Origin of the sequence: Microbacterium sp. LWH11-1.2, assembly GCF_038397745.1 — a bacterium.
GTDB lineage: Bacteria > Actinomycetota > Actinomycetes > Actinomycetales > Microbacteriaceae > Microbacterium.
The window spans coordinates 2,831,578-2,846,307 of record NZ_CP151636.1 but is presented as its reverse complement, the minus strand read 5'-3'; the positions used below and the strand labels follow the sequence as shown (position 1 = coordinate 2,846,307).

Here is a 14,730-nt window from a genome sequence, read left to right as displayed (position 1 = left end):
ACCGCATGGTTCTGTGAGCTATTCCGGATCTCGCGGTTCCGGAGCGCCCTTCGTCTCGTCGCTGCGCTCCTCGCTCAGGAATCGAGGAGCGCGACGAATCCCCGCGATCGATAGGATTTCCGGATGCTCTCCGCCGACGATCCGCTGCCTCTCAGGCCGGAGCGCGTGCTGATCGCGGGAGTGTCCGGGTCGGGCAAGACGACCCTCGCCGGGCGGATCGGCGACGCGTGGGGCCTGCGGCACGTCGAGATCGACGCACTGTTCCACGGGCCGAACTGGACGCCGCGACCGGAGTTCCTCGACGACGTGCGCGCGTTCGCGGCCGAGGATCGCTGGGTCACGGAGTGGCAGTACACGAGCAAGGGGACCGACGAGGTCCTCCCGCCGCGCGCGCAGCTCGTCGTCTGGCTGGACTACCCGTACCGCGTGGTGCGTTCACGGCTGCTGCGCCGCACCCTCGCCCGCGGCATCCTGCGTACCCCGCTGTGGAACGGGAACGTGGAGAAGCCGATATGGCAGATGTGGCGCGGCGAGCCGGAGGAGAACATCCTGCTCTGGCAGACGAACACGTTGCACAAATGGGCGGAGCGCATGCCCGGTGTCATCGAGCACTTCCCGCATCTCACGATCGTGCGCCTGCGCCATCCTCGGGAGACGGAGAAGTGGCTCCGCGCTCAGGCTGTCGCGTCGGGAGCGTCGACGGCTCCTCCGAAGCGGCGGTCCCGCGACAGGTAGATGCTGATCGCGCGCCACAGCTCCTCGCGGGAGAAGTCGGGCCAGAGCGTGTCGAGGAACACCATCTCCGCGTACGCCGACTCCCACAGCAGGAAGTTCGAGGTGCGCTGCTCCCCCGAGCTCCGCACGAAGAGGTCGACGTCGGGCATGTCGGGAACGTAGAGGTGGCGCCGGATCATCTTCTCGCTGATCGCGTTCGGCTTCACCCTGCCCGCGGCGACATCGGCTGCGATCGAGCGCATCGCATCGACGAGCTCGATCCGACCGCCGTAGTTGACGCACATCGTGAGAGTCAGCACGTCATTGCCCTTGGTGAGCTGCTCGGCGTACTGCAGCTCCTTGATGACGCTGCCCCACAGCCGCGGCTTCCGTCCGGCCCAGCGCACCCGCACGCCCCACTCGTTCAGCTGGTCACGTCGGCGGTGCAGCACATCGCGGTTGTACCCCATGAGGAAGCGCACCTCCTCGGGAGAGCGCGCCCAGTTCTCGGTCGAGAACGCGTACACGGACAGGTGCTTCACTCCGGCCTGGATCGCGCCCGCGACGACGTCGAGGAGCACCTCCTCGCCGGCCTTGTGTCCCTCGACACGGTTCAGGCCGCGGCGGTTCGCCCAGCGGCCGTTGCCGTCCATGACGATGGCGACGTGCTCGGGCACCGCGGGGAACGCGGGCGGGTGCACACCCGTCCAGTCGAGAGGGCGATAAGCCACGGCATCCTTGTGCGTGTACGGCTTGGGAGTCACCGTGCTCCTTCTCCTCGGATGTCGGAAACGTGCGAGAGCGAGCGGATGCCGCGCTCCAGGTGCCACTGGGCATAGGCTCCGACGAGCCCGGCTGCGGCAGCCGACTCGGCGGGAGATGCCGCGTCGATGAACCCCCAGTCACCCCTGATCAGGGCGCGGAGCAGTTCGAGGGTGCGTTCGGCGATGCGCGGGCTTCCGGCCGGCGCATCGTTCACGCACACCAGGCCGCCCAGCTGGGCGACGAACGTGCTGTGCGGTCCGGGCGCCGCACAGCGGGCGCAGTCGTCGAGCGAGGGCGCCCATCCGGAGAGAGACATCACGCGCAGCAGATACGAGTCCAGGATGCTGCGCGGCACGTGCTCGCCCCGCGAGAGCGCGCGCAGACCGCCGACGAGGAGCAGGTACTGCTCGGGCGTCGCCTCGGAATCGCTCAGGCGGTCGGCGGTCTCGACCATCGCGTTGGCCGAGGTGAAGCGGTCGTAGTGTGCGGCGATGTCGGTGCCGTAGGAGCCGAGCGATTCCGCCTGCTGCACGATGTCGAGCGAGCGGCCCTGATAGAGCTGCACATCGGCGACCATGAAGGGCTCGAGCCGGGAGCCGAACTTCGACGACGTGCGTCGCACGCCCTTCGCCACCGCACGGACCTTGCCATGCCGCCGCGACAGCATGGTGACGATGCGATCGGCCTCACCCAGCTTGTGGGTGCGCAGGATCACCACTTCGTCTCGGTAGGTGGGCACACGTCGATTATCCTCCGTGCGCGAGAATGGACGGGTGACCGAACCGCTCTTCACCATTCCGCTGTGGGCGGACCTCCTCGGCGTCGGCCTCGGTGGGGTGCAGGGCGCGCTGTTCGCCTCCGGGTTCCAGGGGCAGCGCCGACTGGACTGGCTGGGCGTGGCGATCATCGGCATCATGATCGGCATGGGCGGCGGTCTGATCCGCGACATCCTGCTCGGTCAGACGCCCGCCACCCTGCAGAATCAGTGGTATCTCGTCACGGCCGCCGGTGCCGCTCTCTTCGGAATGCTCCTCGCGGGACTCTTCAGCCGCCTGAACACCGTGATCGTCGTGCTCGATGCCGTCGTGATCGGGATGTTCGGCGCGTTCGGGACGAGCAAGGCTCTGGCTTTCGGGATCCCCGAGGTGCCCGCCGTCTTCATCGGCGTCTGCGCCGCAGTGGGCGGCAGCGTGCTGCGCGACATGCTGATGGGCCTGCCGACCGCGATCATGCACGTCGGCTCGCTCTATGCCGTCGCCGCCGGCGCCGGCTGCACGTTCATCGTGATCGCGAACGGCTTCGGCATGTCGATCACCCTCGCCGCGATCATCGGCATCGTCGTCACCGCCGTGATCCGTGTGCTGGCGGTGAGCTTCGACGTCTCGCTCCCGGAGCAGCGACGCATCTACCGCCGCAAGGTCGCCGCCGAGACGGGAGCGATCCCAATCGTGAAGCCGCGTGACTGAGCGCGACGCCGCACCCCGACCCCTGGGTCCCTGAGCTTGTCGAAGGGCCCGTAGGCACGCTTCGACAAGCTCAGCGACCCAAGTGGGTCAGGGCAGCGACGGACTTCAGACCGCGGCCAGCTCCTGCGCGCGCGTGCGGATCGAGCGGTTCACACCCGACACGATCGCCTTGAGCGACGCGGTCGAGATGTCGCCGTCGATGCCGACGCCCCACAGCCGCTGGTCCCCGACCTGCAGTTCGACGTAGGCAGCGGCCTGCGCGTCGCCGCCCGCACTGAGAGCGTGCTCGACGTAGTCGTAGACCGTGATGTCGAAGCCCTGCGCACGCAGCACCTCGACGAACGCGGCGACAGGTCCGTTGCCGGACCCCGCGACAGCCAGCTGCTGCTCGTCATCACGCAGCACGACGTCGAGCACGACCTCGCCCGACATGTCGCTGCGGGTCTGGGTCGCGAGCAGTTCGAAGCGTCCCCACTTGGCGGCGGAGTCATCCGCAGGCAGGTACTCGTCGTTGAAGATCGACCAGATCTGGTCACTCGTGACCTCGCCGCCCTCGGCATCCGTCTTCGCCTGGACGACGCCGGAGAATTCGATCTGCAACTTGCGCGGCAGGTCGATCGCGTGATCCGACTTCAGCAGGTAGGCGACGCCGCCCTTGCCCGACTGCGAGTTGACGCGGATGACAGCCTCGTACGAGCGGCCCAGGTCCTTCGGATCGACCGGCAGGTACGGCACGGCCCACTCGATGTCGTCGACGGTGACGCCCTCTGCTTCGGCCCGAACGGCCATCGCCTCGAAGCCCTTCTTGATCGCATCCTGGTGCGAACCGCTGAACGCCGTGAAGACGAGGTCGCCGGCCCACGGGCTGCGCTCGGGCACGGGCAGCTGGTTGCAGTACTCGACCGTGCGCTTGACCTGGTCGATGTCGCTGAAGTCGATCTGCGGGTCGATGCCCTGCGTGAAGAGGTTGATGCCCAGCGCGACGATGTCGACGTTGCCGGTGCGCTCACCGTTGCCGAAGAGGCATCCCTCGATGCGGTCGGCACCGGCCATGTAGCCGAGCTCGGCGGCGGCGATCGCCGTGCCGCGGTCGTTGTGCGGGTGCAGCGACAGGATGATGTTCTCGCGGTGGGCGAGGTGGCGGCTCATCCACTCGATCGAGTCGGCGTAGACGTTCGGCGACGCCATCTCGACCGTCGCCGGCAGGTTGATGATCACCTTGCGGTCAGGGGTGGGCTCGAAGACCTCGATGACCTGGTTGCAGATGTCGAGGGCGAACTCGAGCTCGGTGCCCGTGTAGCTCTCGGGCGAGTACTCGTAGTAGACCTTCGTGTCGGGGATGGTCTTCTCGAACTTCCGGCACAGGCGCGCGCCTTCGAGCGCGATGTCGATGATGCCCTGCTTGTCGGTGCGGAAGACGACCTCGCGCTGCAGCACGCTGGTCGAGTTGTACAGGTGCACGATGGCCTGCTTGGCACCGGCGATCGACTCGTAGGTGCGCTCGATCAGGTGCTCGCGCGCCTGCGTCAGCACCTGGATCGTCACGTCGTCCGGGATCAGGTTCTCTTCGATGAGCTGGCGGACGAAGTCGAAGTCGGTCTGGCTCGCCGACGGGAAGCCGACCTCGATCTCCTTGTAGCCCATGCTGACGAGCAGCTCGAACATGACGCGCTTGCGCTCGGGCGACATCGGGTCGATGAGGGCCTGGTTGCCATCGCGGAGGTCGACCGCGCACCAGCGGGGCGCCTCGGTGATGCGGGCGTCGGGCCATGTGCGGTCCGGCAGGTGGACGTCGATCTGCTCGTGGAACGGCCGGTACTTGTGGATCGGCATCGCTGAGGAGCGCTGAGTGTTCTGCATGATGGGCTTCTTCTCTTCGTCAAGATGTACGGGCCAACACAAGCGCCGCGACGAGGAAGGCCCTAGCTCTTAGGACTCGTCGCGGCAGCTAAGAAGAAGCAGACCGCCGAAAGGCATGCGGCCATGCTAGCAGGGAAGCTCCGGTCGCGTTCGACGGTCGTGAGACGATCCCGGCGGGCGCGACACTGGGGAGTATGAGCACATCGCAGCGTCGCAGGCTTCTCGCGACGGCATCCGTCTTCGGAGTCCTCGTTCTCGGCGCCTGCGCGAACAGCCCCGGCGGCTCCCCCGCCCCGACGAACACCGCGATCCCGTCAGACCAGCGCCTCGAGAACGTCACGCCCGGCCTTCCGCAGGGACGCGTGATCGGCGTCGGCACCGTTCTGGATGTCGCGGGCGACGTGCAGCTGTGTCTGGGCGCGATCATGGAGTCCTACCCGCCGCAGTGCAGCGGTGTCCCGCTCGAGGGCTGGTCCTGGGACGGCCTCGAGGGCAGCGAGACCAGCGGTGAGACGACGTGGGGCGCGTATGCGGTCTACGCGACCTACGACGGGACGCGGCTGACGAACACGGATCCGCCGATCATGCTCGCTCTATACGATCCGGTCGCGCCGGAGGATCCGGCCGGCGGCACGGAGGGCACGACGGCCGAGGTCGACCTCACCCGGATCCAAGACGACATCTCCGCCCGACTCGGACGCGACGCCCTGACCGTGGGCGCCGACCGCGGCTACCTCTGGCTGCAGGTCGTGTGGGACGACGGCACGATTCAGGATGCCGCGGACGCCGAGTTCGGCGACGACGTGGTGATCGTGACGTCGTCGCTCCGCGAGATCGACTGACCGTCGCCGGAGCCTGTGCGATCACCGACTTTCTCGCCGCGGGCGACTCGCGAGTCGCTCCGAACAGGGGCCTCAGGCGTCCGGGATCAACGCGAGCTTGCCACCGGGGTGACCGGTCGCGAGGAGGCGATGCGCCTCGGGTGCCTGGTCCAGCGCGAAGTTCCGCGCCATCGGCACGACGAGGTCACCGTTCTGCGCTAGGGCGACGAGCTCGCCGCGCACCTCGTCGCGGAACCGCGTGCTGGCCGGCATGGACCCGGCGATGGCCAGGATGTCGTCGGCTTCCGCGCGTCCGAACGCGGCGATCGTGACGATGCGCCGACGGTCGGCGACGAGTGCGAGCGAGACATCCACGGCCTCGTCCGTGCCGACGGCATCGAGCGCGGCGGCGATCGGACCATCCGCCGCGTCACGCACCCGATCGGAGAGGCCCGTGCCGTAGCGGACAGGGATTCCCCCGAAGCGGCGCACCTCGTCGAAGCGGCTCTCACTGGCGGTGCCGATCACACGGATGCCGCGCAGCCGCGCCTGCTGCAGCACGCTGAGGCCGACGGCGCCCGAGGCACCGTGGAGCAGGATCGTCTCACCCGGAGCGGCACCGGTGACCGCGAGCATCTCGGCCGCGGTGGTGCCGACGAGGAGGAGGTTCGCCGCCTCGGGGTGCGTCAGCGTCGTGGGCTTGGCGAACACCTTCTCCGCGGGCACGGTGAGTTCCGTCGAGTATCCGCCGCCCACGCGGAACGCGACGACCTCGTCTCCGATGGCGGCGGCGCCCGATCCGATCGAGGTGTTCGGACCGATCGCGATCAGCTCGCCCGAGACCTCGTATCCGATGGCCACCGGGAATTCGACTCCGCCCCGCGGGGCCGCGACGTGCTTCGCATCGGCCGGGTTCACGCCGGCCGCACGCACCCGGATCGTGACCTCACCGGCGCGAGGAGCGGGCGGCTCGTAGCCGACCAAGTCCCACCCCTCCGGCGGACCAGGGGTCCGGGCGATCCACTGCGATGCCATGCTCGTCCTCAGAGGTAGCACCGGAGGCTCGTGGCGCCTCCGGAGATGTTGGCCCAGTTCCCGGCATACACGGTCGCGACGACCGCCGATCCGTTGCGCGCCTGCACGTAGCCCGAGGTGCGGGCGTTCGCCAGCGACTTCGCCGAGAACGTCGACGGAATGGTGTGATTGCCGCAGGTGCCGAACGTCAAGGTGCTCGTGCCCCCCAGCGACAAGCCGTTGTACACGCAGATGCTGTTCGTCGCGCAGCTGCCGACCGAACGGGCGGACCGCCCCTTGTCCGCATGGACGGTCAGCTCCATCGCGAGCTCCGGCCACACCGCGTGCCTCGAATCGATGAGGACACCTCCGGGAACCTCTTCGAGCATCGCCGTGATCTGCGGATCCGGCTCGGCATCGTCGGACGGAGCCGCGAAGGCCGGCGCCGAGGTCATCGCGAGGAGGATTCCGACGAGACCCGCGAGAAGGGCCGAGGTCGCACGCGTCATTCGATGGTTCCTTCCGTGACATCCCACATCTCGTAGGAGATGATCGCCCCTGCGTCGAACACCTCGTCCGCGATCAGCACGGTGCGTTCGACCCCGACGATCCGGCCCGTCTCACGCGAGATCAGGATGAGGTCACTCGCGGCCCCGTCGGGAGATTGCACGCGGATGCCCGCTACCGGTCGTCCGAGACGATCCGTTGAGGTGCCGAGTGCGACGCCGTCGCCGGCCTCCTCCAGAAGAGAGAGAAGCTCGGCGTGCTGCGCGTTCGTCAGCGTCCACTGCTGGAGGGCCGACGTGAACGCGGTCTCCACATCGAAGGCGGTGGGATCGTCTGGCATGCCGAGAGCGCGGAGCATCGCGGACATGTCAGCACCGTCGGCAGCAGGGACGGTCGTCCACGGTGTCGTGAAGTCGCCGGGTTCCATGATGAGATCAGTGACGACCTCACCGCTGCTGGTCACCTCGGCCGTGCTGTTGGCCACGGCATCCGCGGGGTCGTAGGGGACGCCCGCGATGATCGTCATCCGCCCTGAGCCGTCGGGCTCCCACGTCAGAGTCGAGAGCTTCGGAACGACCTTCGTCTCCTTCTTGCCGACCTCGACCGCGAAGCCCCACGACGCCGTCCGGACCGTTCGCACCGCCTCGGAAGGGCCCTCCGACGTGGCGAGGGCGGTGTGCGCCTCCTCGACGATGTCGGCCACCGTGGACTCCCCCTCGAAGTCCAGCGGAGCGGGCGTGCCCGCGACCGCGGCCACTTGCGGCGTGATCATCGCGAAGGCGACGACCGCGGCCGTCGCGACAGCGACGACCCCCGACGCCCAGCACAGAGCGCGCGCACGACGGCGCTTCTTCGGCGCCTCCGTCGAACGGAGGATGCGGTCGCGGGTCGCGATGGCCTTCGCGTCAGGGACGGCATCGCGCGGGGTGCGCCCGGGATCGGCGTCGCTCAACGCCCTCTCGAGCACCGAGTTCTCAGTCGTCACCGGATGTCACCCCCTCCAGGCCCAGCTCCGCGCGCAGACGATCCTGCGCTCGGCGAAGTGTTCTCCGCACCCGGGACTCAGAACCGCGCAACAGCTCCGCGATCTCCCCCTCCGCGAGCCCATCCCAGTACGTGAGCATGATGATACGCCGTTCCCTGGAGGTGAGGACACCCAGAGCTCGCACGACCTCGGCCTGACCGACGCGCCCAGGAGGCGCCGAATCGCCGGTGACTCCGATGTGCACCGCATCGAGCGCGGTGTGCAGCGTGAGGGCGCGCCCCGACCGAGCGCGCAGGCGCCGCTCGGCCGCCCGCAGCAGCCACACGCGGCCCATCGGCCGCGTCGGCTTGAGCCGCGACCAGGCCAGGAGGAACACCTCGGAGACGATCTCCGCCACCTCGGCGTCGTCAGCGACGACGCACTCGATGTGGTGACGCACCGACGCCCAGTGGTCGTCGAAGACGCGTGTGAAGACCTCGTTCCGCAGCGCTTCCGGGTCCGGGCTGCGCCCGTTCATGCCCGCGGGGTCGGCGGCCTGCCCGCCGCCCTCGACGTGTCGCCGGTCCTCATGTCAGAACCCGAGCCGGCCGAGCTGCTTCGGGTCGCGCTGCCATTCCTTGGCGACCTTGACGTGCAGCCCGAGGAAGACGCGGGTGCCGAGCAGCGCCTCGATGCCCTTGCGGGCACGCGCACCGACGTCACTGAGACGCTTGCCCTTGTGTCCAATGATGATGGCCTTCTGGCTGTCGCGCTCGACCACGATCGAGGCGTGCACGTCGGTCAGGTCGGTGCCCTCTCGGGGCGCGATGTCATCGATCACGACAGCGATGGAGTGCGGCAGCTCGTCCCGCACGCCGTCCAGAGCCGCCTCGCGGATCATCTCGGCGATGCGGTCCTCCTGCGATTCATCCGTGGTGATGCCCTCCGGATAGAGCGCAGGGCCCTTCGGCATGAGGCTCAGCACCTCGTCGGCGAGCACCTCGAGCTGGTCCCGCGTCAGTGCGGAGAGCGGGATGACGGCGGCCCAGTCCTCGCGGAGGGCATCGACCTCCATCAGCCGCTCGGTGATCTCGTCCCGACCCGCGGCATCCGTCTTCGTGACGATCGCGATCTTCTTCGCCCGCGCGTATCCGTCGAGGGACGCGGCGATGCGGCGGTCGCCCGGGCCGACCTTCTCAGTCGCCGGCACGCAGAAGCCGATGACGTCGACGTCGCCGAGCACCTGGTCTACGAGATCGTTGAGACGTTCGCCGAGCAGCGTGCGCGGCTTGTGGATGCCGGGGGTGTCCACGATGACGAGCTGGCCCTCCGGACGGTTCACGATGCCGCGGATGGCCCGACGGGTGGTCTGCGGCTTCTCGCTGGTGATGGCGATCTTCTCGCCGACGAGCGCGTTCGTCAGCGTGGACTTGCCCACGTTCGGTCGACCGACGAAGGTCACGAACCCGCTTCGGGTGTTCTCAGTCATCGTGTCGTTCTCCCTCGTCCTGCGAAGCGTCGGGCTCCGTCGCCGTGCGTTCCACGAAGACCGTGGCGATTCCTCGACCGCGGCCGCGCGATGCTCCACCGGTGAGCGCGAGCCCCGAGACCGTCGCGGTCGCGCCGGGCTGCGGCACCTGGCCCAGGGCCTTGCCGAGCAGACCGCCGATCGAGTCGACGTCCTCGTCCTCGAGTTCGAGGCCGAAGAGATCTCCGACGTCCTCGAGCGAGAGCCGGGCGCTCACACGGTACCGGCCATCGCCGAGATCGACGAACTCGGCGGATACCTGATCGTACTCGTCGGAGATCTCCCCGACGAGCTCCTCGATCAGATCCTCGAGCGTCACGAGTCCCGAGATGCCGCCGTGCTCGTCGATCACCAGGCAGACGTGGACGGCATCGCGCTTCATCTGCTGCAGGAGCGTCTCCGCGCGCATCGACTCAGGCACGAAGGTGGCGGGGCGGGCGATGGGACGGATGGATGCCGCGCGCCAGGCGCTGTCGTCGCGGTACGCGAACTGCACCAGATCCTTGAGATACAGCACCCCGACGACGTCATCGGCGTCGTCGTCCACCACCGGCATCCGCGAGACGCCGCGGTTCAGGAAGAGCGACATGGCTTCGTCGGTGGTGGCGGTCGCATCGACGGTCACCATCTCGGTACGCGGCACCATCACGGCGCGGACGAACTGATCGGTGAAGTCGAACACCGAGTGGATGAGATCGCGGTCATCCTCTTCGATGAGGTCGTTGGACGCCGCCTCGTCGACCATGCTGAGCAGCTGGTCCTCGCTCGTGAACGAGCTGCGCCCGGTGCCGGGGGTGACCCGGTTGCCCAGCACGACGAGCGCCTGCGCGAGAGGGCCGAGGAAGATGCGCAGGCCGCGCACGATCGACGCGGTGCCGCGGATCATGCCTTCGGCGTGCTGCCGCCCGAACGACCTCGGGCTGGCGCCGACGAGGACGAACGTGATCGCTGTCATCAGCAGAGCGGCGGCGAGCATCGCCCACCAGTTGTTCTCGATGAGGATCGTGAACGCCACGGTCACGAGCACCGCGGCCGTGACCTCGGCCAGGACGCGGATGAAGGCGACCGCGTTGACGTGCGCGTCGAGATCGGAGGCGATGCGGCCCAGGGCCTTCGCCCGCCGTCCTTCTGTCGCCATGTCGGCGAGGTTCGCACGCGAGGCGACGCCGTAGGCGGCATCGATGGCCGACATCAGGCCGCCGAACGCCACCAGGAGCACGGCGGCGATGAGCAGGAGAGTCGCTGTCATCGGCGGCGTTCGGCCGCGGCGAAGCCTTGGATGAGCTCCTTCTGCAGTCCGAACATCTCACGCTCCTCGTCGGGCTCGGCGTGGTCGAACCCCAGCAGGTGGAGCAGCCCATGAGTGGTGAGCAGGATGAGCTCGTCCATCAGGGTGTGGCCGGCCGCCTGCGCCTGGGTCTCCGCGACCTGCGGGCAGAGCACGATGTCGCCGAGCAGCCCGGGAGCGGTCGGGCGGTCCTCGGTTCCGGGGCGCAGCTCGTCCATCGGGAAGCTGAGCACGTCGGTGGGTCCCGGCTCGTCCATCCACTGCACATGGAGCGCCTCCATGGCGCCCTCGTCGACGAGGACGATCGCGACCTCGGCGTCGGGGCTGACATGCAGCTGGGCGAGGTTGAAGTCGGTCAGCCGCTGGAGCACGGTCTCGTCGACGTCGATCGCCGACTCGTTGTTGATCTCGATCATGCCTGTGCTCGTTTCATCAGGAGAGGCCTCGTTTCGGCATCCGGTCGCGGGGTCCTGGGCGCTGCGCACCTCGCCGGTCGGCGCGGTTGGCGAACTCCGCTGCCTGCTCGCGTTCGAACCGCTGCGCGGTGCGCTTCTCGTCATACTCGCTGTAGGCGTCGACGATGCGACCGACGAGAGAGTGACGCACGACGTCGGCGCTCGTGAGTCGGGAGAAGTGGATGTCCTCGATGCCGTCGAGCACCCGCGTGACGAGCCTGAGGCCCGAGGAGCCCTGCGGGAGGTCGACCTGGGTGATGTCGCCCGTGACGACCATCCGGGTGCCGAAGCCGAGACGGGTGAGGAACATCTTCATCTGCTCCGGCGTGGTGTTCTGCGCCTCGTCGAGCACCACGAACGAGTCGTTCAGGGTGCGACCGCGCATGTACGCCAGCGGGGCGACCTCGATCGTGCCCGTGGCCATGAGCCGCGGAACGATCTCGGGGTCCATCATCTCGTTGAGCGCGTCGTACAGCGGTCGCAGGTAGGGATCGATCTTGTCGGTGAGCGTGCCGGGGAGAAACCCGAGCCGCTCCCCCGCCTCGACGGCAGGCCGGGTCAGGATGATGCGGGTGACCTCCTTGCGCTGCAGCGCCTGGACGGCCTTCGCCATCGCGAGATAGGTCTTGCCCGTTCCGGCCGGACCGATGCCGAACACGATCGTGTTCTCCTCGATCGCGTCGACGTACTCCTTCTGCCCGAGCGTCTTCGGCCGGATGACCTTGCCGCGCGTCGTGAGGATCGCCTCGCCGAGCACCTCGCTCGGACGCGGACCGCCCTCCTGGCGCAGCATCCGCGCCGAGTTCGAGACATCGCTCGGGGCGAGGTCGTGACCCGCCCTGGTCATCGCGAGCAGCTCGTCGACGAGGCTCTTGGCTCCGTCGACGGCCTCCCGCGAGCCGCTCAGGGTGATCTCGTTGCCGCGCACGAGGACCTGCACGTCGCGGTGCTCCTTCTCGAGCATGCGCAGCAGCCGGTCCTGCGGACCGAGCAGCTGCACCATCGCGACGCCGTCGGCGTAGATCTTCTCGACCGACTCGGGCGTCTGTCCGCCCAGACTCCGCTCCTGGGGCTCGTGATTCTCAGGCACCGACACTCTTCTCCGTCAGTCCGCCGGCCAGCACATGCGCGTGGACGTGGAACACCGTCTGTCCGGCGTTCGCGCCGGTGTTGAAGACGAGGCGGAAGTCGCCGTCGTCGGTGTGCGTCGCCGCGAGTTCCTTCGCGAAGGCGATCATCTCGGCGAGCAGAGACGGATCGCCGGCAGCGAGCTCGGCGACGTCGCGGTAATCGGCCGACTTCGGCACGACGAGAAGATGCACCGGCGCCTGCGGCGCGATGTCGCGCAGCGCGAAGACGCGATCGGTCTCGCCGAGGATCTCCGCGGGGATCTCCCCGTTCAGAATGCGCGTGAAGATCGAGGGTTCCGTCATGGTGTCAAGTCTACTGACCGGCACGTACTCCGGCCCGTGGGTCCGTGATCACCAGCGCCCGAGCGCGACCGACAGCACCGCGACGGCAGCAGGGCCGGCGGTGGAGGTGCGCAGCACGGTCTCGCCGAGGAGCACGCGCTCCGCACCGGCATCCGTCAGCAGGGCGAGCTCCTCATCGGAGATGCCTCCCTCGGGGCCGACCACCAGCACCAGATCGCGGCCATCCGGCTCGATAGCCGAAAGCCGGACCGGGGCCGTCGGATCGAGCAGCAGCACGCGGTCGGTGCTCGCCCGCGCGGCGAGCTGCTTCGTGGTCGCCGGAGCCGTGACCTCGGGCACCCAGGCGCGATGCGCCTGCTTCGCCGCCTCTCGGACGATGGTCGACCAGCGCTCGCGCCCCTTCACGGCCTTCGGGCCTTCCCAGCGCGACACGCTGCGGCCGGCCTGCCACGGCACGATCTCGTCGACGCCGAGCTCGCATGCGGCCTGCACGGCGAGCTCGTCTCGATCGCCCTTCGCCAGCGCCTGCACCAGGACCAGCCGCGGCGCGGGCGCCGGATGCTCGACTCGCTCCTCGATGCGCACGTCGACGCGTGACGGCGCCACCTCTTCGGCGACGCCCGCGAGCCACACTCCGGCGCCGTCGCCGACCGTCACCGCCTCGCCGACGCGGAGTCGACGCACCACGGCCGCGTGCTTCGCCTCGGCACCGGTCAGCGACACGACGTCTCCGACACCGGCATCCGTCGACGACTCGACGAGGAAGTGCAGCGCCACGATCAGTGCCCGCGGAACCGGTCGCGGAGCTTGGAGAAGAGTCCCTGCTGGAACTGCGCCAGCTGCGGACCGGGAGCCTTCGCCTTCTTCGCGAAGTCCTCGATCAGCGCACGTTGGGCGGAATCGAGCTTCGTCGGCGTGACGACCTGCACGCCGACCCGCAGGTCACCGCGCTGCGAACCGCGCAGCGGAGTGATGCCGCGGCCCTTGATCGTCAGCACGTCGCCCGACTGCACGCCGGGACGGATCTCCAGATCGACCTCGCCGTCGAGTCCCTGGATCGAGGTCTCGGTGCCGAGGATCGCATCCGTCATCGACACCTCGAGGGTCGCGAGCAGATCGTCGCCCTCTCGACTGAAGGCCTGGTGCGCGTTCACGGTCACCTCGACATACAGGTCGCCGTTGGGGCCGCCCGCCTTGCCGACCTCGCCGGAGCCCGGGAGCTGCAGCCGGAGTCCGGTCTCGACGCCTGCCGGGATGTCGAGCGACACGGTGCGGCGCGAGCGCACGCGCCCCTGGCCGCCGCAGGTTCCGCACGGGAACGGGATCGTGGTGCCGTAGCCCTCGCAGGTGCCGCAGGGCTGGGAGGTCACGACGTTGCCGAGCAGGCTGCGCACCTGGCGCTGCACGTGTCCGGAACCGCCGCAGATGTCGCATGTGACGGGCGAGGTGCCCTCCTGGCAGCACGAGCCCTGACAGGTCTCGCAGAGCACGGCCGTGTCGACCTCGATGTCGCGATGCGCGCCGAACACGACGTCGCCGAGGTCCAGCGTCACGCGCACGAGCGCGTCCTGGCCCCGCTCACGACGCGAGCGCGGGCGCCCGCCGCGGCCGCCGCTCTGAGCCGCGCCGAAGAACGTCTCGAAGATGTCTCCGAAGCCGCCGAAGCCCTGGAAGTTGCCCGCAGCCCCGTCTCCGCCGCCCATGTCGTAGCGCCGTCGCGAGTCGTCGTCGCTGAGCACGTCGTACGCGTGCGTCACGAGCTTGAACTTCTCGGCGGCCTCGTCGCCCGGGTTCACATCCGGGTGCAGCTGCCGTGCGAGGCGCCGATACGCCTTCTTGATCTCATCGGTGGAAGCGTCTCGGGACACCCCGAGAACCTCATAGTGGTCCGCCACAATCGCCTTTCTGCGTGTGT

At 68.7% G+C, this 14,730-nt stretch carries 17 protein-coding genes; 3 read left to right on the top strand and 14 right to left on the bottom strand.

Translation table 11 applies throughout. The annotated features are described in order from the left end of the window. The first annotated feature begins 123 nt into the window (after positions 1 to 123). A complete protein-coding gene (locus tag MRBLWH11_RS13765; protein ID WP_116636648.1) occupies positions 124 to 735 on the top strand; it encodes an AAA family ATPase in 612 nt (203 codons plus the stop codon). Here MRBLWH11_RS13765 and MRBLWH11_RS13760 read toward each other — a convergent pair. Both MRBLWH11_RS13760 and recO read right to left on the bottom strand, forming a co-directional pair. Beyond that, a complete protein-coding gene (locus tag MRBLWH11_RS13760; protein WP_341945266.1) occupies positions 675 to 1,478 on the bottom strand; it encodes an isoprenyl transferase in 804 nt (267 codons plus the stop codon). The genes MRBLWH11_RS13765 and MRBLWH11_RS13760 overlap by 61 nt on opposite strands. Continuing rightward, positions 1,475 to 2,218, bottom strand: coding sequence for a DNA repair protein RecO (gene recO, locus MRBLWH11_RS13755; protein WP_341945265.1), 744 nt, complete (start codon positions 2,216 to 2,218; stop codon positions 1,475 to 1,477). Before recO ends, MRBLWH11_RS13760 begins: the two co-directional genes overlap by 4 nt. Before the next feature lie 34 nt (positions 2,219 to 2,252). On the opposite strand from recO, the gene MRBLWH11_RS13750 reads away from it, so the two are divergent. Next, complete coding sequence (locus tag MRBLWH11_RS13750; RefSeq protein WP_116636651.1) at positions 2,253 to 2,945, top strand: TRIC cation channel family protein; 693 nt, start codon at positions 2,253 to 2,255, stop codon at positions 2,943 to 2,945. A 105-nt stretch (positions 2,946 to 3,050) separates the two neighbouring features. Here MRBLWH11_RS13750 and leuA read toward each other — a convergent pair whose 3' ends face one another. Next, positions 3,051 to 4,805 carry a 2-isopropylmalate synthase gene (gene leuA / locus MRBLWH11_RS13745; protein WP_341945263.1) on the bottom strand — a complete coding sequence of 585 codons (1,755 nt, stop codon included), beginning with the start codon at positions 4,803 to 4,805 and terminating at the stop codon, positions 3,051 to 3,053. Between the two features lie 194 nt (positions 4,806 to 4,999). Between leuA and MRBLWH11_RS13740 the strand changes: the two genes are divergently transcribed. Beyond that, a complete protein-coding gene (locus tag MRBLWH11_RS13740) occupies positions 5,000 to 5,647 on the top strand; it encodes a hypothetical protein (protein WP_341945262.1) in 648 nt (215 codons plus the stop codon). 72 nt (positions 5,648 to 5,719) lie between these two features. Here MRBLWH11_RS13740 and MRBLWH11_RS13735 read toward each other — a convergent pair whose 3' ends face one another. The 11 genes from MRBLWH11_RS13735 to dnaJ all read right to left on the bottom strand — a co-directional run bounded on the left by MRBLWH11_RS13735 (position 5,720) and on the right by dnaJ (position 14,710). Continuing rightward, entirely contained in the window at positions 5,720 to 6,661 is a 942-nt protein-coding gene (locus MRBLWH11_RS13735) for an NADP-dependent oxidoreductase (RefSeq protein WP_341945261.1), read from the bottom strand. An 8-nt stretch (positions 6,662 to 6,669) separates the two neighbouring features. Beyond that, the gene (locus MRBLWH11_RS13730) at positions 6,670 to 7,149 is read right to left on the bottom strand and encodes a hypothetical protein (RefSeq protein ID WP_341945260.1); all 480 of its coding nucleotides are present in this window, start codon (positions 7,147 to 7,149) and stop codon (positions 6,670 to 6,672) included. Further along, on the bottom strand, positions 7,146 to 8,132 hold the full coding sequence (locus MRBLWH11_RS13725) for a hypothetical protein (RefSeq protein ID WP_341945259.1): 987 nt from the start codon (positions 8,130 to 8,132) through the stop codon (positions 7,146 to 7,148). The genes MRBLWH11_RS13730 and MRBLWH11_RS13725 overlap by 4 nt, the downstream gene beginning before the upstream one ends. Then, the gene (locus MRBLWH11_RS13720) at positions 8,122 to 8,649 is read right to left on the bottom strand and encodes a sigma-70 family RNA polymerase sigma factor (protein WP_116636658.1); all 528 of its coding nucleotides are present in this window, start codon (positions 8,647 to 8,649) and stop codon (positions 8,122 to 8,124) included. The genes MRBLWH11_RS13725 and MRBLWH11_RS13720 overlap by 11 nt, the downstream gene beginning before the upstream one ends. A gap of 54 nt (positions 8,650 to 8,703) precedes the next feature. After that, on the bottom strand, positions 8,704 to 9,600 hold the full coding sequence (gene era / locus MRBLWH11_RS13715) for a GTPase Era (protein WP_116636659.1): 897 nt from the start codon (positions 9,598 to 9,600) through the stop codon (positions 8,704 to 8,706). Further along, a complete protein-coding gene (locus MRBLWH11_RS13710; protein ID WP_116636660.1) occupies positions 9,593 to 10,888 on the bottom strand; it encodes a hemolysin family protein in 1,296 nt (431 codons plus the stop codon). The genes era and MRBLWH11_RS13710 overlap by 8 nt, the downstream gene beginning before the upstream one ends. Continuing rightward, on the bottom strand, positions 10,885 to 11,343 hold the full coding sequence (gene ybeY / locus MRBLWH11_RS13705) for an rRNA maturation RNase YbeY (RefSeq protein WP_017202321.1): 459 nt from the start codon (positions 11,341 to 11,343) through the stop codon (positions 10,885 to 10,887). Before ybeY ends, MRBLWH11_RS13710 begins: the two co-directional genes overlap by 4 nt. Before the next feature lie 16 nt (positions 11,344 to 11,359). Further along, positions 11,360 to 12,385 carry a PhoH family protein gene (locus MRBLWH11_RS13700; protein ID WP_341947831.1) on the bottom strand — a complete coding sequence of 342 codons (1,026 nt, stop codon included), beginning with the start codon at positions 12,383 to 12,385 and terminating at the stop codon, positions 11,360 to 11,362. Between the two features lie 79 nt (positions 12,386 to 12,464). Further along, positions 12,465 to 12,815: an HIT domain-containing protein gene (locus MRBLWH11_RS13695; RefSeq protein WP_341945258.1), complete on the bottom strand. Its 351-nt coding sequence runs from the start codon at positions 12,813 to 12,815 to the stop codon at positions 12,465 to 12,467. Positions 12,816 to 12,863: 48 nt separating this feature from the next. After that, positions 12,864 to 13,592 carry a 16S rRNA (uracil(1498)-N(3))-methyltransferase gene (locus MRBLWH11_RS13690; RefSeq protein WP_341945257.1) on the bottom strand — a complete coding sequence of 243 codons (729 nt, stop codon included), beginning with the start codon at positions 13,590 to 13,592 and terminating at the stop codon, positions 12,864 to 12,866. A 2-nt stretch (positions 13,593 to 13,594) separates the two neighbouring features. Then, on the bottom strand, positions 13,595 to 14,710 hold the full coding sequence (gene dnaJ / locus MRBLWH11_RS13685) for a molecular chaperone DnaJ (protein ID WP_341945256.1): 1,116 nt from the start codon (positions 14,708 to 14,710) through the stop codon (positions 13,595 to 13,597). Between the last annotated feature and the right edge of the window lie 20 nt (positions 14,711 to 14,730).

Bases quoted from the DNA above. Each gene is read 5' to 3' on its own strand.
- MRBLWH11_RS13765 (WP_116636648.1), top strand. From the start codon at position 124: ATGCTCTCCGCCGACGATCCGCTGCCTCTCAGGCCGGAGCGCGTGCTG.
- leuA (WP_341945263.1), bottom strand. From the start codon at position 4,805: ATGCAGAACACTCAGCGCTCCTCAGCGATGCCGATCCACAAGTACCGG.
- MRBLWH11_RS13740 (WP_341945262.1), top strand. From the start codon at position 5,000: ATGAGCACATCGCAGCGTCGCAGGCTTCTCGCGACGGCATCCGTCTTC.
- MRBLWH11_RS13735 (WP_341945261.1), bottom strand. From the start codon at position 6,661: ATGGCATCGCAGTGGATCGCCCGGACCCCTGGTCCGCCGGAGGGGTGG.
- MRBLWH11_RS13730 (WP_341945260.1), bottom strand. From the start codon at position 7,149: ATGACGCGTGCGACCTCGGCCCTTCTCGCGGGTCTCGTCGGAATCCTC.
- MRBLWH11_RS13720 (WP_116636658.1), bottom strand. From the start codon at position 8,649: ATGAACGGGCGCAGCCCGGACCCGGAAGCGCTGCGGAACGAGGTCTTC.
- era (WP_116636659.1), bottom strand. From the start codon at position 9,600: ATGACTGAGAACACCCGAAGCGGGTTCGTGACCTTCGTCGGTCGACCG.
- MRBLWH11_RS13710 (WP_116636660.1), bottom strand. From the start codon at position 10,888: ATGACAGCGACTCTCCTGCTCATCGCCGCCGTGCTCCTGGTGGCGTTC.
- ybeY (WP_017202321.1), bottom strand. From the start codon at position 11,343: ATGATCGAGATCAACAACGAGTCGGCGATCGACGTCGACGAGACCGTG.
- MRBLWH11_RS13700 (WP_341947831.1), bottom strand. From the start codon at position 12,385: ATGGTGCAGCTGCTCGGTCCGCAGGACCGGCTGCTGCGCATGCTCGAG.
- MRBLWH11_RS13695 (WP_341945258.1), bottom strand. From the start codon at position 12,815: ATGACGGAACCCTCGATCTTCACGCGCATTCTGAACGGGGAGATCCCC.